This window comes from Thalassococcus arenae, assembly GCF_019104745.1.
GTDB lineage: Bacteria > Pseudomonadota > Alphaproteobacteria > Rhodobacterales > Rhodobacteraceae > Thalassococcus_B > Thalassococcus_B arenae.
In genome coordinates, this window is record NZ_JAHRWL010000001.1 from 933,628 (window position 1) to 955,239 (window position 21,612).

General features: G+C 67.1%; 21 protein-coding genes. 6 read left to right on the forward strand and 15 right to left on the reverse strand.

Features of this window, described 5'->3' with window-relative positions; all coding sequences use genetic code 11:
* Positions 1 to 212: 212 nt before the first annotated feature.
* Positions 213 to 1,016, reverse strand: coding sequence for an alpha/beta fold hydrolase (locus tag KUH32_RS04720; protein ID WP_217776903.1), 804 nt, complete (start codon positions 1,014 to 1,016; stop codon positions 213 to 215).
* Entirely contained in the window at positions 1,016 to 1,615 is a 600-nt protein-coding gene (locus KUH32_RS04725; RefSeq protein WP_217776904.1) for a 2-hydroxychromene-2-carboxylate isomerase, read from the reverse strand. Before KUH32_RS04725 ends, KUH32_RS04720 begins: the two co-directional genes overlap by 1 nt.
* 99 nt (positions 1,616 to 1,714) lie before the next feature.
* Here KUH32_RS04725 and KUH32_RS04730 point away from each other — a divergent pair, with 99 nt between their 5' ends.
* Complete coding sequence (locus KUH32_RS04730; RefSeq protein WP_217776905.1) at positions 1,715 to 2,725, forward strand: ribose-phosphate pyrophosphokinase; 1,011 nt, start codon at positions 1,715 to 1,717, stop codon at positions 2,723 to 2,725.
* A 6-nt stretch (positions 2,726 to 2,731) separates the two neighbouring features.
* Here the strand turns inward: KUH32_RS04730 and KUH32_RS04735 are convergent, their stop codons facing one another.
* Positions 2,732 to 3,094 carry a hypothetical protein gene (locus tag KUH32_RS04735; RefSeq protein ID WP_217776906.1) on the reverse strand — a complete coding sequence of 121 codons (363 nt, stop codon included), beginning with the start codon at positions 3,092 to 3,094 and terminating at the stop codon, positions 2,732 to 2,734.
* Between the two features lie 418 nt (positions 3,095 to 3,512).
* On the opposite strand from KUH32_RS04735, the gene KUH32_RS04740 reads away from it, so the two are divergent.
* Entirely contained in the window at positions 3,513 to 4,019 is a 507-nt protein-coding gene (locus KUH32_RS04740) for a hypothetical protein (protein WP_217776907.1), read from the forward strand.
* Here KUH32_RS04740 and KUH32_RS04745 read toward each other — a convergent pair.
* From KUH32_RS04745 to KUH32_RS04785, 9 genes are all read right to left on the reverse strand, one after another.
* Positions 4,013 to 4,363, reverse strand: coding sequence for an H-type lectin domain-containing protein (locus KUH32_RS04745; RefSeq protein ID WP_217776908.1), 351 nt, complete (start codon positions 4,361 to 4,363; stop codon positions 4,013 to 4,015). The two genes, KUH32_RS04740 and KUH32_RS04745, sit on opposite strands and share 7 nt — an antisense overlap.
* 84 nt (positions 4,364 to 4,447) lie before the next feature.
* Positions 4,448 to 5,389 (reverse strand): calcium/sodium antiporter, encoded by a 942-nt coding sequence (locus KUH32_RS04750; protein WP_217776909.1) that lies wholly within the window; start codon positions 5,387 to 5,389, stop codon positions 4,448 to 4,450.
* Between the two features lie 157 nt (positions 5,390 to 5,546).
* The gene (locus tag KUH32_RS04755; RefSeq protein ID WP_217776910.1) at positions 5,547 to 5,927 is read right to left on the reverse strand and encodes a VOC family protein; all 381 of its coding nucleotides are present in this window, start codon (positions 5,925 to 5,927) and stop codon (positions 5,547 to 5,549) included.
* Positions 5,928 to 6,062: 135 nt separating this feature from the next.
* Complete coding sequence (locus KUH32_RS04760; protein ID WP_217776911.1) at positions 6,063 to 6,497, reverse strand: F0F1 ATP synthase subunit epsilon; 435 nt, start codon at positions 6,495 to 6,497, stop codon at positions 6,063 to 6,065.
* A gap of 84 nt (positions 6,498 to 6,581) precedes the next feature.
* Complete coding sequence (gene atpD / locus KUH32_RS04765; protein ID WP_217776912.1) at positions 6,582 to 8,006, reverse strand: F0F1 ATP synthase subunit beta; 1,425 nt, start codon at positions 8,004 to 8,006, stop codon at positions 6,582 to 6,584.
* Positions 8,007 to 8,024: 18 nt separating this feature from the next.
* Positions 8,025 to 8,903 carry a F0F1 ATP synthase subunit gamma gene (locus KUH32_RS04770; protein WP_217776913.1) on the reverse strand — a complete coding sequence of 293 codons (879 nt, stop codon included), beginning with the start codon at positions 8,901 to 8,903 and terminating at the stop codon, positions 8,025 to 8,027.
* 11 nt (positions 8,904 to 8,914) lie between these two features.
* Complete coding sequence (atpA, locus tag KUH32_RS04775) at positions 8,915 to 10,453, reverse strand: F0F1 ATP synthase subunit alpha (RefSeq protein WP_217776914.1); 1,539 nt, start codon at positions 10,451 to 10,453, stop codon at positions 8,915 to 8,917.
* Positions 10,453 to 11,019: a F0F1 ATP synthase subunit delta gene (locus KUH32_RS04780; RefSeq protein ID WP_217776915.1), complete on the reverse strand. Its 567-nt coding sequence runs from the start codon at positions 11,017 to 11,019 to the stop codon at positions 10,453 to 10,455. The genes atpA and KUH32_RS04780 overlap by 1 nt, the downstream gene beginning before the upstream one ends.
* Before the next feature lie 370 nt (positions 11,020 to 11,389).
* Positions 11,390 to 12,133 (reverse strand): class I SAM-dependent methyltransferase, encoded by a 744-nt coding sequence (locus KUH32_RS04785; RefSeq protein WP_217776916.1) that lies wholly within the window; start codon positions 12,131 to 12,133, stop codon positions 11,390 to 11,392.
* Between the two features lie 62 nt (positions 12,134 to 12,195).
* Here KUH32_RS04785 and gloB point away from each other — a divergent pair, with 62 nt between their 5' ends.
* From gloB to KUH32_RS04800, 3 genes are all read left to right on the forward strand, one after another.
* On the forward strand, positions 12,196 to 12,957 hold the full coding sequence (gene gloB, locus KUH32_RS04790; protein WP_217776917.1) for a hydroxyacylglutathione hydrolase: 762 nt from the start codon (positions 12,196 to 12,198) through the stop codon (positions 12,955 to 12,957).
* A gap of 329 nt (positions 12,958 to 13,286) precedes the next feature.
* A complete protein-coding gene (gene clpA, locus KUH32_RS04795) occupies positions 13,287 to 15,617 on the forward strand; it encodes an ATP-dependent Clp protease ATP-binding subunit ClpA (RefSeq protein ID WP_217776918.1) in 2,331 nt (776 codons plus the stop codon).
* Positions 15,617 to 16,576 carry a M23 family metallopeptidase gene (locus KUH32_RS04800; protein ID WP_217776919.1) on the forward strand — a complete coding sequence of 320 codons (960 nt, stop codon included), beginning with the start codon at positions 15,617 to 15,619 and terminating at the stop codon, positions 16,574 to 16,576. The genes clpA and KUH32_RS04800 overlap by 1 nt, the downstream gene beginning before the upstream one ends.
* A 6-nt stretch (positions 16,577 to 16,582) precedes the next feature.
* Here KUH32_RS04800 and KUH32_RS04805 read toward each other — a convergent pair whose 3' ends face one another.
* The 3 genes from KUH32_RS04805 to KUH32_RS04815 form a co-directional block, all read right to left on the reverse strand.
* Positions 16,583 to 18,613: a peptidoglycan -binding protein gene (locus KUH32_RS04805; RefSeq protein WP_217776920.1), complete on the reverse strand. Its 2,031-nt coding sequence runs from the start codon at positions 18,611 to 18,613 to the stop codon at positions 16,583 to 16,585.
* Positions 18,614 to 18,616: 3 nt separating this feature from the next.
* On the reverse strand, positions 18,617 to 19,837 hold the full coding sequence (locus tag KUH32_RS04810; protein WP_217776921.1) for a biopolymer transporter ExbB: 1,221 nt from the start codon (positions 19,835 to 19,837) through the stop codon (positions 18,617 to 18,619).
* Positions 19,838 to 19,903: 66 nt separating this feature from the next.
* Positions 19,904 to 20,434 (reverse strand): gamma-glutamylcyclotransferase, encoded by a 531-nt coding sequence (locus KUH32_RS04815; protein ID WP_217776922.1) that lies wholly within the window; start codon positions 20,432 to 20,434, stop codon positions 19,904 to 19,906.
* Between the two features lie 66 nt (positions 20,435 to 20,500).
* On the opposite strand from KUH32_RS04815, the gene KUH32_RS04820 reads away from it, so the two are divergent.
* Positions 20,501 to 21,478 carry a DUF2125 domain-containing protein gene (locus KUH32_RS04820; protein ID WP_217776923.1) on the forward strand — a complete coding sequence of 326 codons (978 nt, stop codon included), beginning with the start codon at positions 20,501 to 20,503 and terminating at the stop codon, positions 21,476 to 21,478.
* The last annotated feature ends 134 nt before the right edge of the window (positions 21,479 to 21,612 follow it).

Sequence of the window (21,612 nt, forward strand, 5' to 3'; positions counted from 1 at the left end):
TGTCGTCCGTCCTTCCAGGTCAGCCTGCCTGAAACCCGAGGTCTCAAACGGCCATTCCGTTGGCGCCGTCCCATGGGGGCGGGTCGACGCGGCGCAACGGTGCCCTTTGCGCGACACGTATGTCCGAAGCGACCTGTCTGGCCGTGCATGTGCAAGAAATCAGGCACGCGCGTCGTGCACCCGCGAATACAGCCGCGCGAGAACTGCTGCCCCTAAGCCGCCCGCCGCTCCAGATGCGCCTGCACCGCCCGCGCCACCGCATCGGGATGGCCGAGCACCAGCATGTGGTCGCCTCCCGGCACGACGATGTCGCGCGCATCGCGAATGCGCCGCACCAGCCCGGCATGAATGGCCGCGATGATCGGTTGCGTTTCGCTGCCCCGCAGCAGTGCCACCGGCGTCGGCAAAGCCTCGAGCCGACCCGGAGCCAGCATGCCGTGCACGTCGTCCCAAAGGGCCGGGCCGGTCGCCACGATGAAAGGCATGCCCGCCGTCATCGCGTCGCGGGTCTGCTGCGGCAGAGCATCCCATTTCAGCCCACCGCCCCACAGACGGTTGAACAACCGTGCCGACTTGGCGTGATCGCCCGCGACGAAGGCGGCATGGAATTCCTCGTCCTGCACCCGGTGCGCATCGCGCACCGCCCCGTCCGCGGCGGCGAACAACACCGGTTCGACCAGTGTCAGAGACGCCACGCGGCCGGGGTTTTCCAGCGCCACACGCAACGCCACCGTCGCGCCGAAACTGTGACCCAACAGATGGATGCCTTCCTGCAAAAGAGCCGCGGCCACGTCGGTCGCCTGGCTGTGCAGGTCGGGCGTCGGGGCCCAGGGGGCGCTGGCGCCGTGACTGGGGAAATCCGGGGCGATCAGCGTCGCACGATCCGCGAGCGCCGCCGCCACGCCGGACCACATGCCCGATCGACCCAGACCGCAATGCAGCGCCAGCACCCGCGCGGCACCGGATCCCAGCGTGTTCACATGGATGGCGGTGCCGCCGACCGTCAGGTCAGGCATCAAAGCTTTCCGGCGAGGTGCAGGTCCAGGTCGTCCAGCCGGTCCTGCCCCCAGAAATGCTGGCCGCTGTCGGTGATGTAGAACGGTGCGCCGAAAGCGCCGCGCTCGACCGCCTCTTCCAGGTTGGCGGCATAGGTCTCGGCGCCCTGCAACAGCCCGCTATCGGCCAGCGCCGGATCGAATCCCGCCTCGCTCAGCGCTGCGCGGATCACCGCATCATCGGCCACGTCCTTGTCCTCGGCCCAGCAGGCGCGCAGGATCGCGTGCACCAGCTTGCCCATGTCGCCGCCCCCGGCGTTCTGCGCCGCGATCACCGCGTAGGAGGACGGCGCTCCGTTGGTGGGCCAATGCGCGGGCTTGAGGTTCAGTGGCAGCCCGGTCTTCTTGGACTGCCGGGTCAGTTCCTGAAGGCGATAGGCCTGCCGGTTCGGATGGCGATCCTTGGGCGGCGTGCCCCCGGTGCGGGCGAACAGCGCGATCACGTCCAGCGGCTTGTAGGCGATGGTGGCCCCGTGACGCGCCGCGATCTCCTCGAGCCGCGTTCCACCCAGATAGGTATAGGGCGAGAGCGTCGAGAAATAATAGTCGATATGGGCCATGACACGGGTTTCCTTTGTGTTGCTGGCACGCAAACTAGGCCCGTGTTAAGGCCACCGCAACACATCACGAATCCGTCACAGCCCCGGAGCCGCAAGCCCATGCCCACCGTCATCGAACCCAAGCTGATCTCCGGCAACGCCAACATGCCTCTGGCCAAGGCGATCGCGCGGCGCATGTCCGCCTATCGCGGCATGAGCGTCGGTCTGGTCGACGCGCGGGTCGAACGGTTCAACGACCAGGAAATCTTTGTCGAAGTCTTCGAGAACGTCCGCGGCGAGGACATGTTCATCATCCAGCCCACCTCGAACCCGGCCAATGACAACCTGATGGAACTGCTCATCATGGCCGATGCGCTGCGCCGGTCCTCGGCGGCGCGGATCACCGCCGTGATCCCCTATTTCGGCTATGCCCGCCAGGACCGCCGCACCAAGGCGCGCACGCCGATCACCGCCAAGCTGGTGGCCAACATGATCGCCGAGGCGGGTATCGAACGGGTGCTGACGATGGATCTGCACGCCGCGCAGATCCAGGGTTTCTTCGACATCCCGGTCGACAACCTCTATGCCAGCCCGGTCTTCGCGCTGGACATCCTGAACCATTTTCACGGCCGGACCGGCGACGTGATGGTGGTGTCGCCCGATGTCGGCGGCGTGGCGCGCGCGCGCGAATTGGCCAAGCGGATCGGCGCGCCGCTGTCGATCGTCGACAAGCGCCGCGAAAAGCCGGGCGAGATCGCCGAGATGACGGTGATCGGCGACGTCAAGGGCAAGACCTGCATCATCGTCGACGACATCTGCGACACCGCCGGCACGCTGTGCAAGGCGGCCGAGGTGCTCATGGATCACGGCGCGACCGAGGTGCATTCCTACATCACCCACGGCGTGCTGTCCGGCCCGGCGGTCGAGCGGGTGACCGGTTCGGTCATGAAATCGCTGGTCATCACCGACAGCATCGAGCCGACCGCCCCGGTCAAGGCCGCCGACAACATCCGCGTCGTGCCGACCGCACCGATGTTCGCCCAGGCAATCCTGAACATCTGGAACGGCACCTCGGTGTCGTCGCTGTTCGAAACCGAAACGCTCAGCCCGATCTACGAGGGCCTGCTCTGACGCGACTCAGGGATTGCCATCCGCATCGCAGCCCCCCGCGTTCACGCAGGAACACCCGGAATCGTTGCAGGTGACGGCCCCGCCGCAGCAGCCGGAATAGACCAGGTTCACGCAATCGGCCGCGCCTTCGCACAGGCAGCTGCCATTGCACTGAATCTCCTGCGGCAAATCGATGTTGGCAAAGCTTTGCGGCCCGGCGCGGCGCACGGTCGGCAAGGTCACGTCGCGGCGCGGGGCCGCCAGAATCCGCTCGTTCTGAACAAGCAGCGGTGTGTCGGCACGGGGGGTCAGAAAACCGTTGGTCTCGGCGGCAAGCGGCGCAGTCTGCACCAGGACGAACGCCAGAAACGCACAAACAAACCGGATCATCGCAAATCTCCTTTTGCTGAAAATTCCGTTGTCGGCAAAGCCGCAATCCATGGCCATGCAATCATGAGTATAACATGAATCCCTGAAATTCTCGACAAACGAGTGGCGAATAGCCCGGCCCGCGAGGCGCCCGCCACGCGGACGCGGTTGGCGGAGATGCGCGGAATTCGGCACGCTGCGGACCGACCCCGAAAACAAGGCTTTCCTGCACTGTCGGCGAGCGCTGTTGCGCGTGGGTTTCGGCCTGGTCCGATCGTGCCCCCGGCGCAGGTGATCGTCCTGCGGGCACCATCTGTGCGATGGGCGCAATGACCAGCCATGCGGTCCGGTCAAACCCGCCATCGCAGCGCCGATTGTCCCCGATCATGGACGATTGGCAAACGGCGGCGCAGCATCGCCGATGCCGGAGGTCGTTGTCATGTCACCGATTCTGTTCCGCCTCGTCGCCGCCGTCTGCCTGGGCTGCATCCTCGCATTTCCCGGCGTGGCCGGTGCGCAATCCCAAGACGATCCCCACGGTCTGTACGAAATCCGCTGCGGCGGCTGCCATGCGCCCCATGCCGGCGATTTCGTCTTCGACAGCCTGACCACCGGCGCGACCGGGCTGGTCGGGGTCAAGACCGGACTGCCAGTGCGCGATTTCCTTGCCAGCGGGCATGGGCGCCTTTCCGACGACGAAATCGACCGGGTCGTCGCGCTGTTGCAGACCGTCTTCGACGGCGGGCACCTGTTCCGCGACAAATGCCTGATCTGCCACGACCGGGCCGTCGTTCTGGCGCGGACCAAGCTGATCGTGAAGGGCGGCGTGCTGACCGGGCGGTATACCGGGCGCGACATCCCGGAATTCCTGAAGATCCATGGCCGGCTCACGCCCGAAGAGGTGCCCGCCGTCGCCCGGATGCTGGAACGGCAACTGTCTCAGTAAAGCTCCCAGTCGTCTTCGCTGGCGACCTCGCCGATGGCCAGCCACGACATCCGAACGCGCGCCACGCGGGTGTCCGACCAGGTGCGGAACACCAGGTCGAACCCGGTTTCGGTGATCTTGTCGGCGGTGACGTCGGCGCGCACGTTGGCCCCCTGGTCCATGTCCCACAGCGACAAGGCGACCTGCACGCTGGGCACGGTCCGGAAAGGTTCCGAAAACGTGACGACCTTGCGCCGCTCGCGCGCGCCCGATCCGGTCCACATCTCGCCGCCGCTGGCGAAATCCGAAAACACTTCTTCGTTGCCCTGATCGACGCCGATCAAAGAACCGACAAATTTCTTCATCGATATCAGTCCTGTCCGTACCTTGGCCGGGTATAGCGTCATTGCGGCGGAAATTGGAACGCCGAATGCCGGTTTCGTGTCCGGTCAGAGCGCGCCGGTGATCAGCACCGCCAGATAGGCCGCGTAGGCGGCAAAGAAAACGCCCGCTTCGCCCTGGCTGAGACGTTTGCCGGTGGCCGCGAAAACGATCAGCGCCAGGGCCGCACCCAGCATGACCCAGATGTCGAAACGGATGATCTCGGGCGGCACGTTCAGCGGCTGGACCAAGGCCGTCACGCCCAGGATTCCCAGCAGGTTGAAGATGTTGCTGCCCACGACGTTGCCAAAGGCGACATCGCCCTGCCCCTTGCGCACGGCGATGACCGAAGTGACCAGTTCCGGCATCGAGGTGCCGACGGCGACGATGGTCAGGCCGATCACCGCCTCGGATATGCCGAATTCCTGCGCGATGGCCACGGCGCCGGCGACCAGCCAGTTCGCGCCGACCAGCGTCAGCGCAAGGCCGCCAAGCGCAACCAGTCCGGCCCGCCAGATCGGTTGGCCCGGAACGGTCTCGGGAACATCGACAAGCGTCGCGGTGCTGCGCCTTTCGGCCAGGAAGACCGCCAGCAGGTAAAGCGCCAGCATCATCACCATGACCCCGCCGGCCAGCCGGCCGACGGCGCCGGCCGCAACGATGGCCAGACCCGCCAGCGACGCGACCACCATCATCGTGCCGTCTCGGCGCAGCGTCGCGGTCTGCACTGCGATCGGCGCGAACAACCCGGCCAATCCCAGGATCAGCAGGATGTTGGCGATGTTGCTGCCCACCACGTTGCCGACCGCGATGCCGGGAGCATCGCGCAGGGCGGCCAGCAGACTGGTCATCAGTTCGGGTGTCGAGGTGCCGAACCCGACCAGGGTCAGACCGATCACCAGCGGCGAGACGTTCAGCGCCTGCGCGACGGACACGGATCCACGCACCAGGAAATCGCCGCCAAAGATCAGGGCCGTCAAGCCCGCGGCGACAAGAAGCAGGTCGACCATGTTATGCGCAACCCCAAGGGCCGCGCCAGTCGCGCGGTGCAGCGGATGTGTGGCGGCCGGTTCGCGACTTCAATCGGGTTCGGAAAATATTTCCCGCGCGCCCGGCAGCAGACGGGGCGCGCGTCGCAGCACCGACACGATCGGCCCGCCGGATCGGTCAATCCGGCGCGTCGCCCTCGGGGCCGACGATGCAGAACCCGTTGCCGAAAGGGTCCGCGCAAAACGCCACTGCGGGGTGCGGGCCGCCGTCGAACCGCTTGTCGACCACCGCTCCGGCCGCCAAGGCCGCCTTCAGAACCGCTTCGAAATCCTCGACATGGAAATCCAGGTGGACCGGAGACCAATGGCGCGGTTCCGACTCTGTCCGCACCGGACGGCTTCCGGGTTCTTTCTGGATGATGCCCAGCCGCTGTTCGCCCTGGGTCAGCACAGCATATCCGGACAACGGCCGCGCGGTTTCGACAAAGCCGAACACACCCGCGTAGAACGCGATTCCGGCATCGAGCGCCGGCACATCGATGGTGGCGCTGTATTTCATGGCGCAAGTCTACCACGCTCGTGCGCGGGACGGGCAGGCTTGTTCCGATTGCCACCCCGATCGGCGGATTTCCGGCGCGGCCAACAAAAAACCCCGCGCGATGGCGGGGTTCTTCGGTGGGTGTCGGGGCGGCCCTCAGAGCGAAGGCTGCTTGACCGAAAGCCCGATCTCGCCCCCGACCGCGACCATGTCGGCCAGCAGCTTGGCGGCATCGTCGACCGGGCCGGGTTCGTTCTTGAACGTGTCCTTGGTCTGGCTGTAGGCGGCCTGCGCCTCGGCAACCAGCGCGTCATAGGTGGCCTGGTCCACATCGGCGCGCGGCAGCGCCTTTTCGGCCAGCACCGACAGGCTTTCGCCCAGCTCGGCAAAGCCGCCGGTGACCACGAATTCCTGCATCCCGCTTTCGGTCTCGACCCTGAGAATGCCGGGGCGCAGCGTGGTGATGACGGGCGCGTGGTTCGGCAACGCCGTCATGTCGCCATCCGCACCGGGGATCTGCACCGAACGGACCTTGGCCGACATCAGGCTGCGCTCGGGGCTGACCAGGTCGAATTGCATCGTCTCTGCCATTTCTGTCTCCTGTGCCGGGACGGCGGGGTGAACCCCGCCCTACACCCGGGTCAGCGGTAGGGCGGGGTTCACCCCGCCACACCGTTAGGCTGCTTCGGCGGCCAGGCGCTCGGCCTTGGCGATCACATCCTCGATGCCACCGACCATGTAGAAGGCCGCTTCGGGCAGGTGGTCGTATTCGCCGGCCACGACCGCCTTGAACGACTTGATCGTGTCCTCCAGCGGCACCTGAACGCCGTCCGACCCGGTGAACACCTTGGCCACGTCAAAGGGCTGCGACAGGAAACGCTGGATCTTCCGGGCGCGGGCCACGGTCAGCTTGTCCTCTTCGCTCAGTTCGTCCATGCCCAGGATCGCGATGATGTCCTGCAGCGACTTGTAGCGCTGAAGGATCCCCTGCACGTCGCGGGCGACGTTGTAATGCTCTTCGCCGATCACCGCCGGGTCCAGCAGACGCGACGTCGAATCCAGCGGGTCCACCGCCGGATAGATGCCCAGTTCCGAGATCGCGCGCGACAGAACGGTCGTGGCGTCGAGGTGGGCAAAGGTGGTGGCCGGCGCGGGGTCGGTCAGGTCGTCCGCGGGCACGTAGACGGCCTGGATCGAGGTGATCGAACCGGCCTTGGTCGAGGTGATGCGTTCCTGCATCGCGCCCATGTCGGTGGCCAGCGTCGGCTGGTAGCCCACCGCCGACGGGATGCGGCCCAGCAGCGCCGACACTTCGGAACCGGCCTGGGTAAAGCGGAAGATGTTGTCGACGAAGAACAGAACGTCGGTGCCGGACTGGTCGCGGAACTGCTCGGCCAGCGTCAGGCCGGTCAGCGCGACGCGGGCACGGGCGCCCGGAGGCTCGTTCATCTGGCCGTAGACCAGCGCCACCTGGCTTTCCGACAGGTTGTCCGGCTTGATGACGTTGGATTCGATCATCTCGTGATACAGGTCGTTGCCCTCGCGGGTGCGTTCACCCACGCCGGCGAAGACCGAAAAGCCCGAGTGCACCTTGGCGATGTTGTTGATCAGTTCCATGATCAGAACCGTCTTGCCCACGCCGGCGCCGCCGAACAGGCCGATCTTGCCGCCCTTGGCATAGGGCGCCAGCAGGTCGACGACCTTGATACCGGTGACCAGGATTTCCGATTCCGTCGACTGTTCGACGAATTCCGGGGCGGGCTGGTGAATGGCGCGCTTTTCCTCGGCTTCCACCGGGCCGCCTTCGTCGACGGGTTCGCCCACGACGTTGATGATCCGGCCCAGGGTCGCATTACCCACCGGCACCATGATCGGCGTGCCAAGGTCGGTCACGGTCTGGCCGCGGACCAGGCCTTCGGTGGCGTCCATCGCGATGGTGCGCACGGTGTTTTCACCCAGGTGCTGGGCCACTTCCAGAACCAGCCGGTTGCCGTTGTTGTCGGTTTCCAGCGCGTTCAGGATCGCCGGCAGGTGGTCTTCGAACTGGACGTCGACCACGGCGCCGATGACCTGGGTCACTTTTCCTTTAGCGTTTGCCATCATTCGTCTCCGGTGTCGTCAGAGCGCCTCGGCGCCCGAAATGATTTCGATGAGTTCGTTGGTGATCACGGCCTGGCGCGACCGGTTGTACTGGATCGTCAGCTTGTCGATCATCTCGCCCGCGTTGCGCGTGGCGTTGTCCATCGCGGACATCCGGGCGCCCTGCTCGGACGCGCCGTTTTCCAGCAATGCCGTAAAGATCTGCGTGGCGACGCCGCGCGGCAGCAGATCGGCCAGGATCGCCTCTTCGTCGGGCTCGTAATCATACAGCGTCGATGCGCCCTCTTCCGCGCCCTCGGTCTCGTACGAGGCCGGGATGATCTGCTGCGCCGTCGGGATCTGGCTGATCACCGACTGGAAGCGGTTGTAGAAGATCGTCGCGACGTCGAATTCGCCCGCGTCAAAGCGCGCCAGAACGTCCTTGGCAATGCCTTGCGCGTCGCCATAGCCGACCGTCTTGACCTCGGTCAGATCGACATGGCCGATCAGCAGGTTGCCATAGTCGCGGCGCAGCTGTTCGCGGCCCTTCTTGCCGACGGTCAGGACCTTGACGGTCTTGCCTGCGGCTTTCAGCGCCTCGATCCGGGTCTTGGCCAGCTTGACGATGCTGCTGTTGAAGCCACCGCAAAGCCCGCGCTCCGAGGTCATGACGACCAGCAGGTGCACGTCGTCCTTGCCGGTGCCCGCCAGAAGACGTGGCGCCGAATCCGACCCGCCGACCGACGCGGCCAGCGCGGCCATCACCGCGTTGAACCGTTCCGAATAGGGACGGGCCTGCTCGGCTGCATCCTGTGCCCGCCGCAGTTTCGCGGCGGCCACCATCTGCATGGCCTTGGTGATCTTGCGGGTCGATTTGACCGACGCGATCCGGTTCTTGAGATCCTTAAGATTGGGCATGTCCGGCCCCCTTAAGCGAAGTCAGCGGCGAATTCGGTCAGAACGGCCTTGATGCGGTCCTCGGCGTCGCCCTTGATCTTGGGGTCTTCCTTGGTGATCCAGTCCAGCAGGTCCTGATGCTTGCCGCGGACATGCGCCAGCAGACCCTTCTCGAACCGGCCGACATCCTTGACGGCGATCTTGTCGAGATAGCCCAGCGTGCCGGCGCAGATCACGACGACGATCTCGGCGTTGGTCAGCGGCGAATACTGCGGCTGCTTCATCAATTCGGTCAACCGGGCGCCGCGGTTCAGCAGCTTCTGCGTCGCGGCATCGAGATCCGAGCCGAACTGCGCGAAGGCCGCCATTTCGCGGTACTGGGCGAGGCTCAGCTTGATCGGGCCGGCGACCGACTTCATCGCGTTGGTCTGGGCCGACGAACCGACGCGCGACACCGACAGACCGGTGTTCACGGCCGGGCGGATGCCCTGGTAGAACAGTTCGGTTTCCAGGAAGATCTGGCCGTCGGTGATCGAGATCACGTTGGTCGGGATGAATGCCGACACGTCGCCGCCCTGGGTTTCGATGACCGGCAGCGCGGTCAGCGACCCGGCACCGTTGTCCTCGTTCAGCTTGGCCGACCGCTCCAGCAGCCGCGAGTGCAGGTAGAACACGTCGCCCGGATAGGCTTCGCGGCCCGGCGGGCGGCGCAGCAGCAGCGACATCTGGCGGTAGGCCACGGCCTGCTTGGACAGGTCATCATAGATGATCAGCGCGTGGCGGCCGTTGTCGCGGAAATACTCCGCCATGGCGGTCGCGGAATAGGGCGCCAGGAACTGCATCGGCGCGGGGTCCGACGCGGTGGCGGCAACGACGATCGAATATTCGATCGCGCCGGTCTCTTCCAGCTTCTTCACCAGCTGCGCCACGGTCGACCGCTTCTGGCCGACGGCGACGTAGACGCAGTAGAGCTTCTTGCTCTCGTCGTCGCCGGCGGCGTCGTTGTAGGATTTCTGGTTCAGGATCGCGTCCAGGGCGACGGCGGTCTTGCCGGTCTGGCGGTCGCCGATGATCAGCTCGCGCTGGCCGCGGCCGATCGGGATCATCGCGTCCACGGCCTTGAGGCCGGTGGCCATCGGCTCGTGCACCGACTTGCGCGGGATGATGCCCGGCGCCTTGACGTCGGCGATGCGGCGCTCGGCGGCCTTGATCGGGCCCTTGCCGTCCAGCGGGTTGCCCAGGCCGTCCACGACGCGGCCCAGCAGGCCGTCACCGGCGGGCACGTCCACGATCGCGTTGGTGCGCTTGACGGTGTCGCCTTCCTTGATGTCCTGGTCGGTGCCGAAGATCACGACGCCGACGTTGTCGCTTTCCAGGTTCAGGGCCATGCCCATGATGCCACCGGGGAACTCGACCATCTCGCCGGCCTGGATGTTGTCGAGACCGTAGACGCGGGCAATACCGTCGCCGACCGACAGCACGCGACCCACTTCTGCGACCTCGGCCTCCTGGCCAAAGTTCTTGATCTGCTCCTTCAGGATCGCAGAAATCTCGGCTGCTTGGATACCCATTATCCGACCTCTTTCATTGCATTCTGGAGGGAATTGAGCTTGGAGCGGATCGAGGTATCGATCATCTTCGAGCCCACCTTGACGACAAGACCGCCGATGAGACTTTCATCGACGGTCGCATTGATTTTCACGTCCTGGCCGATCTTGGCCTTCAGCGTCTTCGCCAGCGCGGCGGTCTGCGCGTCGCTCAGCGCGGTGGCCGAAGCCACGTCGGCGGTCACTTCGCCCTTGTGGGTGGCGATCATCGCGCGCAGGTGTTTGATCAGTTGCGGCAGCACGAACAGGCGGCGCTTCTGCGCCATCAGCGCCAGCGCGTTCTGCATCGCCGGGACCAGCTTCATCTTCTTGGCGATCGCGGTGATCGCGGCGCCCTGGGCGTCGCGCGAATAGATCGGCGAAGCGATCAGCGACCGCAGATCGGCGCTGTCCGCCAGCGCTGCCGACAGGTCGTCCAGGTTCGCTTCAAGCTTGGCGAGGTTCTTGTTCTCGCGCACGATCTCGAAGATGGCGGTGGCATAGCGGTCGGCGATACCGGAGGAAATCGAGGCTGTTTCTGACACGTCCACCCTTCCGTTTCTTGACCCCCCAGGCGCGCACCGCAAGACGCGGCGGTCTGGGGTTGGGACCGCACCCTGACTTGGCTCAAGGCGCTGAAATCGACGCGGATGTAGCAGAGAGGTTCCCACCCCGCAACATGTGAACACGTATTTAACCGGAGTCCAAAAGCCCTTAAATTCAGGGCGCAAGCCCAAGTGCGACCTTGTGCGCACTGCCAACGTGCGGATGTGACGCGGGTTTTTCCGGCCACGGGCGATTCTGCAGCCGCGAAAGCCGCGCGGATTTCCCGCCGGATGACCGGAAAAAAGCGGGGGATCGGGGCCTGCGGGACGGCGGGCGCGGCGATGCCGCGCAGGCGGCGAGCGGCGCGTGCCGTCCTCAGACCGGTTTCGCGGCCTTCCCGGGGGTCAGCACCTCCAGCGGGTTCAGAACCTTCGCCGCCTCGCCCACGCCGCGCCGGGTCGGCGGGTGGCGCTTGGACGCCGTCACCATCAGCACACCGCCCGCCATCACCGCCGGGATCGCGCGGCCGGTGCGTTCCCAGAACCGCGCCGTCTTCATCCAGAAGCGCCGGGTCGAGGGCGGCTGGTACAGCACCGATACATGATCCTCGGGCACGAAATCATGCGCCTTCAGCTGCGCCTCCAGCTGGCCCAGCGAATAGGGCCGGCCAAAGCCGAAGGGCGTGGCGTCCGACCCGGCCCACAGCCCCGACCGGTTGGGCAGCACGAACAGCGCCTTTCCACCGGGCCCCAGCACCCGGTAACATTCGTCCAGCAGGTCCGACGGGCTTTCCGAGGTCTCCAGCCCGTGCATCAGGATCAGCCGGTCGACATGGCCGGTCTCCAGCGGCCAGGCGGTTTCCTCGCACAGCACCGACATGTTGGGCTCGCCCGCGGGCCAGGGCATCACCCCCTGCGGCGCCGGCATCAATCCGATCACCCGGCGCGCGGATTTCAGGTAGGGGCGCAGCAGCGGCACGGCGAAGCCGTAGCCCACGACCGTCTGCTTGTCGGCCTCGGGCCAGAACACCTGCACCTGGTCGCGGATCACCCGCTGGGCGGCGCGCCCAAGCGCGCTGGCATAGTAGAAATCGCGCAGGCTGCGCACGTCCAGATGCATTGCCCCGGCGTCCCCGATGCGATTGACTGGCGCCATCCTGTCAAAGCCCGCAAGGAAAAGCCATGCCTCTCGACATCGTCACCGTGCCCTGCCTGTCCGACAATTACGCCTACCTGGTCAACGGCCCCGACGGCGTGGCGGTGATCGACGCGCCCGAGGCCGTCCCGATCATCGCGGCGCTGGACGCGCGCGGCTGGACCCCCGGCGTCATCCTGCTGACCCATCACCACGGGGATCACGTGCAGGGCGTCGACGAGATCAAGGCGCGCTACGGCTGCGCGGTGATGGGCCCCGAGGCAGAGAAGGCCAAGCTGCCGCCGCTCGACGCGGCCCTGCCCGACGGCATGTCAGGCGGCAGCGGCGATGGCGCGATGACGGTGATCGCGGTGCCGGGCCACACGCTGGGCCACGTGGCCTACCACTACCCCGCGGCCAAGGCCGTCTTCACCGCCGACAGCCTGATGGCCGGCGGCTGCGGCCGGGTGTTCGAAGGCACACCCGAAATGATGTGGGACAGCCTGTCGAAACTCGCCGCGCTGCCGCCCGACACCATGGTCTATTCCGGCCATGAATACACCGCGTCGAACCTGCGTTTCGCCCTGACGATCGAACCGGACAACGCCGCGCTACGGGCCCGCGCCGACGATGTCGCCCGCGCCAATGCCCAGGGCCGCCCCACCGCGCAGGCGCCGCTGTCGCTGGAACTGGACACCAACCCGTTCCTGCGCGCCCGGCTGCCGCAGGTGAAGGCCGCGATCGGCATGGCGGATGCCAGCGACGCCAGGGCCTTCGCCGAAATCCGCGCCCGCAAGGATCGGTTCTGACGCCATTCCGGCGCCCGGCACGCAGCAGCAAAGCCACAGGATGACGGGCAATTTTCGGTCTCGCCCTTCACAAGTCCCGGGTGCCGCCCTATCCTATTGGAGAACCCGCTGCGCCCTCCCGGTTGCGGCCCCAGACTTCTCATTCATGACAAACCCGCCCGCGTGAGGAAAATCACGCCACATTGCGCATTTGCGCCGAAATGTGAGGGGTTTTGCCCCAGAAAAAACTTGAAGCCGGGTCACAATCGACCAAACTTTAATATCAAGAGGCAAAGCTGAGCGAACCGGCACGCGCCGCGGCGCAGCACAGATAAAGAGGAGCACAGATCGTGCCTTCATTCTCGAATACCCTTGAGCAGGCCATCCATGCAGCGCTCGCGCTCGCCAATTCGCGCAGCCACGAATTCGCCACGCTGGAACATCTGCTTCTCGCGCTGATCGACGAACCCGATGCGGCGCGCGTCATGAAAGCCTGTTCCGTCGATACCGAGGAACTGCGCACCGCGCTGGTCGAGTTCATCGACGAGGATCTCGCCAATCTCGTGACCGACATCGAAGGCTCCGAAGCGGTGCCCACCGCCGCCTTCCAGCGGGTCATCCAGCGCGCCGCGATCCACGTGCAATCCTCGGGCCGGACCGAAGTGACCGGCGCCAACGTGCTGGTGGCCATCTTCGCCGAACGTGAAAGCAACGCCGCCTACTTCCTGCAGGAACAGGACATGACCCGCTACGACGCGGTCAACTTCATCGCCCACGGCGTCGCCAAAAACCCCGCCTATGGCGAAAGCCGCCCGGTCCAGGGCGCCACCGAAGCCGAGGAAGAGGCGCAGGCGACCGAATCCAGCGGCCAGGGCGCGGAAAAGGAATCCGCGCTGTCCAAGTATTGCGTCGATCTCAACGCCAAGGCCGAACATGGCGATATCGACCCGCTGATCGGCCGCGACCACGAGGTCGAGCGCTGCATCCAGGTGCTGTGCCGCCGGCGCAAGAACAACCCGCTGCTGGTGGGCGACCCCGGCGTCGGCAAGACAGCCATCGCCGAAGGTCTGGCGCGCAAGATCGTGTCGGGCGAGGTGCCCGAGGTGCTGGCCGAGGCGACGATCTATTCGCTCGACATGGGCGCACTGCTGGCCGGCACGCGCTATCGCGGCGATTTCGAGGAACGGCTGAAATCCGTCGTTCAGGAACTCGAAGATCATCCCGACGCGGTGCTCTTCATCGACGAGATCCACACCGTGATCGGCGCCGGCGCCACCTCGGGCGGCGCGATGGACGCGTCGAACCTGCTGAAACCCGCGCTTCAGGGCGGCAAGCTGCGCACCATGGGCTCGACCACCTACAAGGAATTCCGCCAGCATTTCGAAAAGGACCGCGCCCTGTCGCGGCGCTTCCAGAAGATCGACGTCAACGAACCGACGGTCGCCGACAGCATCAAGATCCTCAAGGGCCTCAAGCCCTATTTCGAGGAACATCACAGCGTCAAGTATACCGGCGACGCGATCAAGTCGGCCGTCGAACTGTCGGCGCGCTACATCAATGACCGCAAGCTGCCGGACAAGGCCATCGACGTCATCGACGAGGCCGGCGCGGCCCAGCATCTGCTGGCCGCAGGCAAGCGCCGCAAGACCATCGGCGTCAAGGAGATCGAGGATGTCGTGGCCAAGATCGCCCGCATCCCGCCCAAGAACGTCTCCAAGGACGACACCGAACTGCTCAAGGATCTGGAAAAGACCCTCAAGCGCGTGGTGTTCGGCCAGGACAAGGCGATCGAGTCGCTGGCCTCGGCGATCAAGCTGGCCCGCGCCGGCCTGCGCGAACCGGAAAAGCCGATCGGCAACTACCTGTTCGCCGGCCCCACCGGCGTCGGCAAGACCGAGGTCGCCAAACAGCTGGCCAGCACGCTGGGCGTGGAACTGCTGCGCTTCGACATGTCGGAATACATGGAAAAGCACGCCGTCTCGCGGCTGATCGGCGCACCTCCGGGCTATGTCGGGTTCGACCAGGGCGGCCAGCTGACCGATGGCGTCGACCAGCACCCGCATTGCGTGCTGCTGCTGGACGAGATCGAAAAGGCGCACCCGGATGTCTACAACATCCTGCTGCAGGTGATGGACCACGGCACCCTGACCGATCACAACGGCCGCACGGTGGATTTCCGCAACGTGATCCTGATCATGACCTCGAACGCCGGCGCCATCGAACAGGCCAAGGCCGCCATCGGTTTCGGCCGCGACCGCCGCGAGGGCGAGGACACCGCCGCGATCGAACGCACGTTCACGCCGGAATTCCGCAACCGGCTGGATGCGGTCATCTCCTTCGCGCCGCTGCCCAAGGAAGTCATCCTGCAGGTGGTCGAAAAGTTCGTGCTTCAGCTCGAAGCGCAGCTGATGGACCGCAACGTGACCATCGAACTGACCCGCCCGGCGGCCGAATGGCTGGCCGACAAGGGTTACGACGACAAGATGGGCGCGCGTCCGCTGGGCCGCGTCATCCAGGAGCACATCAAGAAACCGCTGGCCGAGGAGCTGCTGTTCGGCAAGCTGGCCAAGGGCGGCATCGTCAAGGTCTCGGTCAAGGACGGCCAGCTGGTGCTGAACCTCGAAGGCCCGGACAAGCCGCGGCTGGGCTCGAAAAAGCCCCCCCTGCTCACCGCCGATTGATGCGCGCAAGCGCGCTGATCCTTGCGGCCTCCGTCGCGGCTCCGGCCGCGGCGGAGGCGCCGCTTCTGACCCTGCCAATCGACTGCACCCTGGGCGAAACCTGCTTCATCCAGCAATTCGTCGACCATGATCCCGGGCCGGGCGCCACCGATTTCGCCTGCGGCACGCTCAGCTATGACGGCCACCAGGGCACCGATTTCGGTCTGCCCACCCATGCCGACATGATCCGGGGCGTCCCTGTCCTGGCCGCCGCGCCCGGCACCGTGCGCGCGATCCGCAACTCCATGCCCGACCAGGTCATGACCGCCGACAACGCCGCCCAGATCGAAGGCCGCGACTGCGGCAACGGCCTGGTGATCGAACATGACGACGGCTGGGAAACCCAGTATTGCCACATGAAACAGGGCTCGGTCACCGTGCGGGCGGGCGACAGGGTCGAGCGTGGCGCGGTGCTGGGCCAGGTCGGGCTCAGCGGCCGGACGGAGTTTCCCCATATCCACCTGTCGGTGCGCCACAACGGCGAAACCGTCGACCCGTTCCAGCCCGAGACGCCCAACCAGTGCGACGCCCCCGAAGGCGACAGCCTGTGGCAGGTGACACCGGCCTATGTGCCGGGCGGTCTGCTGGACGCGGGCTTTGCCACCCGCATCCCCGATTTCGCCGCCGTCAAGGCCGGCACCGCCGCCGAAACCCTCAGCGCCGGCAGCCCCGCGCTGGTGGTGTTCGGCTTCGGCTATGGCGCGCGGGCGGGCGACGTGATGGCGATCACGGTCACCGGACCACAGGGCGTTCTGGCCGACAACCGTGCCACCATCGACCGCCCGCAGGCGCAGTTTTTCCGCGCCACCGGCCGCCGCGCGCGCGGCGACTGGCCCGCCGGGGACTATACCGGCACCGTGGTGCTGGAACGCGCCGGCGCCGAAATCGCCCGACGCACCGTCAGCCTGGCGATCGACTGACCCCGCCTAGCGTTCGGTCAGCTTCAGCTCGATCCGCCGGTTCTGCGCCCGCGCCGCGGCGCTGTCGTCGGGATTGACCGGCTGGAACTGGCCGAACCCGTTGGCGGCCAGCCGCTGCGGCGGGATGCCCAACGCGTCGACCATGTAGCGCACCACCGACAGCGCCCGCGCCTGGCTCAGCTCCCAGTTGTCGGCGAAAATCGCGCCGGGGCGCAGCGGGATGTCGTCGGTATGGCCGTCCACCCGGATGATCCAGTCGATGCCCTGGGGAATATCCGCCGCGATGGCACGCAGGATCGCCGCCACATCGGCGATCTGGGCGCGGCCCTCGGGCGACAGATCGGCCGAGCCCAGCTCGAACAGCACCTCGGACGAAAACACAAAGCGGTCGCCCTCGATCCGGATGCCCTCGCGCTGCCCCACCACGTCGCGCAGGCGTCCGAAGAATTCCGACCGATAGCGCTCCAGGTCGCGCGCCTGTTCCTCCAGCCGCTTCCGTTCGGCCTCTTCCAGCTGGCGGCGGCGGCGTTCCTCGGCGGCGACGCGCGCCAGCGCGGCGTTCAGCTCCGAGCCCAGGTTCTGCACCTGCACCTGCGCGGCCTCGTCGCTGGCCTTGGCCTCGTCCAGCAGTGCCTGAAGCTGGTCCAGCTGCTGGCGCAGCGCGGCGACCTGCTGGTTCAGCAATTCGGTCTGCCTCTGCGCTGCGCTGGCGCGCTCTTCGCTTTGCGCCAGGTCGCTGCGCGCGCTGGCCAGAAGCGCCTCGCGCCGTGCGGCCTCGTCCAGCCGCTCCGCCAGGCCCGCCTCGGCGGCCCGCTGCGCCGCCAGCGCGGCGGCCAGCCGTTCGCGGGTCTCGGCGATGGTCGCCTCGGCACCGACCTTCTCGGCCAGCGCCGCCGCCAGCCGGTCCTCCAGGTCGCGGGCGTCGCCGCCACGTTCGGCAAGCCGCGCCTCGGCATCGGCCAGGGCCTGTCGCAAGGCGGCGATCTCGGCATCGCGGCCGGCGCCGCGATCCCGCGCCGCGTCCAGCTCGGCCTGCAACGCCTCGGCCTCGGTGATCCGCGTCAGCGCAGCGGCCAGTTGCGCCGACAGCGCCGAGGCCTCCGACCGCGCGGCCTCTCGCTCGCCGGCCAGCGCCTCTTCGGCGACCAGGGCCGCCGCAAGCCGTGCGTTCAGATCGCGTTCCGCCTCGCGCGCTGCGGCCAGCAGCGTCAGCGTGTCCTCGGCGCGCTGGCGCTCGGCTTCCAGCGCCAGGGTCATCGCGGTCAGCTCGGCATCCGCGTTTTCCAGCCGCGCGCGCAGCGCCGCGGCCGCCTCGGCCTCGGCCAGCCGCTGCGCTTCCTCGTCCGTCAATGCCGCCTGCAATCCCTCGAGCTCGGTCGACAGGGCGCCGATCCGGTCGGTGTTTTCGGCGTTCCGCGCCCGCAGGTCGGCGATCAGCGCCTCCAGCGCTTCGCGGCGGCTGGCGGCCAGCCGCGCCGCTTCGGCCTGGGCGTCGATCTCCTGCCGGGATTGCGCCAGCGCCAGGTTCAGCGCGTCACGCTCGCTGACCAACGCGTCGCGGGCCCGCTGCAAGTCCGCCTCGGTGGCGCGCAGTTGTGCCGCATCCGCGCGTGCCGTGTCGCGCTCCGACAGCAGCACCGCCACCTGGTCCTCGAACGATGCGATCCGCCCCTCGGCCTCGGCCAGTTGCTGCGCCTGCCGGTCGCGGGTGGCGGTCAGGGCGGCGATGATCGCGGTCTGCTCGGCCAGCCGGTCCTCGTTGTTCTGCAGCGTTGCCTGCAATTCGCCCAGCCGGGTGTTCAGCGCGGTGTTCCGCCGTTCCTGCACGCCCAGGGCCTGGGCCAGCGCGGCGATCTCGCCCGACAGGGTGTCCAGTTCGGTTTCCTGTCCGCTGATCGTTTCGCGCAGCACGTATTGCACGATCATGAAGATCGACAGCACGAAGGTCAGCACCAGCAGAAGCCCGGTCATCGCATCCACGAAACCCGGCCAGATCGAGGCCTGGAACCGGGTTCCGTTGCGGCGGGACAGCGCCATTGCCTAGCCCTCCGAGCCCTGGCTCTTGGGCGCCGGCTTGACCGGGCGCACGGTGATGTTCGACGCGGGCTTGGCGATCTGTTGCAGCGTCCGGGTCAGCGCCGACAGGTCGGTGCGCAGCTCGGCCATGCTTTCCTGCCGGCCGGCGGCGATTTCCTCGAGGATGCGCAGCATCTGCACATCGATCGACCGCAGCCGCATCCGGCTTTCGGCGTCCAGCCCCTCGGACGCCTCCTTGTTGGCAAGCACCTCGGCCAGCCTTTCCTGGCCCTCGGCGATGCGGGCAAAGGCGCTGGCGGACGGCGCGGTGGCCTCCATCCGCTCGGTCATCCGCTCGACGCTGTCGGCCAGCTGCGCCAGCCGGCCCTCGATCTCGGACCGGCCGCTTTCGCTTTCGGCAAAGATCAGCTCCAGCCGCTCCATCTGTTCGGCCATCCGGTCCAGCACGATGCCCGCCGCGCCCAGGTCGGGCCCGGCCTCGCCCTCGCCATGCGAGAAACCCAGCTTGGTGATCGAGGACAGCCATTCCTCGAGCTCGCGGTAGAACCGGTTCTGGCCGTGGCCCGCGAACAGCTCCAGCAGGCCCACGATCAGCGAACAGGCCAGCCCCAGCAGCGAACTGGCGAAGGCCACGCCCATGCCGCCCAGTTGCGCGTCAAGCCCGGTCATCAGCCGCGCGAAAACCTCGGTGCCGCTTTCGCCCTCCTGCGGGTTCAGGCTGCGGATCGTGTCGACCAGCGCCGGCACCGTGGTGGCCAGGCCATAGAAGGTGCCCAGCAGCCCCAGGAAGATCAGCAGCGACACGATATAGCGGGTGATCTCGCGCGCCTCGTCGATCCGGGTGGCGACGGAATCCAGGATCGACCGGGTCGAGGTGGTGGTGATCTGCATCCGCCGGTCGCGCCGCGCCAGCAGCGTCGCCAGCGGCGCCAGCAATTGCGGCGCGGCGGAATGGCGCGCGGCCTCGCGGTCGGCGGCAAAGCTCTCGATCCAGCGCACCGAGTTGATCAGCGACGCGACCTGCCAGAAACAGGCGACCACCCCGATCAGGAAGACGAACAGGATGAACCCGTTGAGCCAGGGATTGGACTCGAAGACCGGCAGCACCCGCGGCAGCGCGACGACGGCACCGGCCACCGACAATCCAAGCACCAGCAGCATCAGCAGAACCTGACGCACCGGCTGGCTGAAAAACGGCACTGCCTCGATCTCGCGACGGGCCATGACGCGGCGCCCCTGCGTGTTGTCGTTCGTGCGGACCCTAAGCCTTTGCCAGACCTTAGCCAAGGGCTATCGCCGCAGCGCCTCGACCCGGTCGGTCAGCCAGTGCAGGTCGTCGTCGGGAATGCCCAGCTCGGCCAGGTGGCGGGCGGTGTTGGCCAGGTATTCGTGGTTCGGCCCGCGCCCACCCACCGCCGTGGCGATGATCCGCGCCTGGTCCTCCAGCGCCAGCCCGCCGCAATACTGCACGTGATGCGGGTCGATCACGTAGGTCACGGCCTCGACGCGGCGGCCATCGTGCAGATCGACCGCCAGCATCTTTTCCAGATAGGCCGACGAGATCAGCTCGCGCTCGCGCAGATAGCGCAGCGTCGCGTCCTCCGAACCCGGCGCGGCCCGCAGCGCCAGCCCGTCGCAGACATGGCCCGGTGCGGCATCCAGCGCCAGCACCAGGCCGGGATCGGTTTCCGTGCCGCGGTGATGGATCGACCGCATGCAGAAACTGCGCGCCCAGCCGGTCAGCCGCGCATGCGCCTGCTCGGCCACCTCAAAACCGGGATCCCACAGCAGCGATCCGTATCCGAACACCCAAAGCGTCATGCAACTGGTCCTTTGTTCCGGGCGCCTGTAAACACCACCTCGTGCGCGAATTCAAAGGGGTCGTTGGTGAAACGTCTGGCCATCGTGATCATTCTCGCCGGGCTGGGATGGTCCGGTTACTGGTTCTGGCAATCCACGACCCTTCGGACCGAGATCGAGCGCTGGTTCGAAGACCGCCGGTCCGAAGGCTGGCAGGCCGAATACGGCGATCTGGCGATCCGCGGCTTTCCCAACCGGCTGGACATCACCCTGACCGACCCGGTGCTGGCCGATCCCGACACGAACCTGGTCTGGTCCGCGCCGTTCCTGCAGATCCTGTCGCTGGTCTACAAGCCCGGCCACCACATCCTCGCCTTCGCCGACAGCCAGACGGTGTCCGGGACCGACGGCGCCTGGCAGATCACCTCGGACGGGCTGCGCGCCTCGGTGATCTCGGAACCCGGCGGGCGGATCATGCGGCTGGGGCTGGAAGCGGCCGTGCTCAACCTCGACGGGCCGGACCAGGCGCTGGCGCTGGCCGGGCTGGCCGGCGCCCTGCACGAGGTCGAGACCCGGCCCCGCACCTACCGCGTCGCGCTCAGCGCCGACGCCGCCGCCGGCCGCCCAGGCACGCTGCCGCAGATCACCACGGGGCGCTTCGACGCGCTGGCGCTGGATGCGCAGGTGCGCTTCGACCAGGACTGGCAGCGCGCCAGCGTGCAGGACGGCCGGCCGCAACCGGAACGGATCGAGCTGCGGCTGGCGGAATACAGGTCGGGCGGGCTGGAACTGAAACTGGCGGGCGACCTGGATGTCGACGCGCGCGGCCGCGCCGACGGGTCGCTGTCGCTCAAGGCGGTGAACTGGCGCGAGATGCTGGCCCAGGCGCGCGACGCGGGCCGGATCGGCGACGGGCTGGCGCAGACGCTGGAACAGGGGCTGGGCCTGCTGGCCGGGCTGTCGGGCAATGCCCAGACGCTGGACCTGCCGCTGGGTTTCGACGAAGGCCGGGTGTCGCTGGGGCCGATCCCGCTGGGCAAGGCGCCGTTGCTGCGGTTGCCGTAGGGCGACACGAGCCGCGCCATCGCCGGGCCGCGGTGCGGCGATCACACCGCCGAACAGCGCGCTTCATGGTGCAATCGCGCGCCAGGCCGACTGCCGCGCGCATGGTGACAAATCGCCGTGCCGGGTGGCGGCCC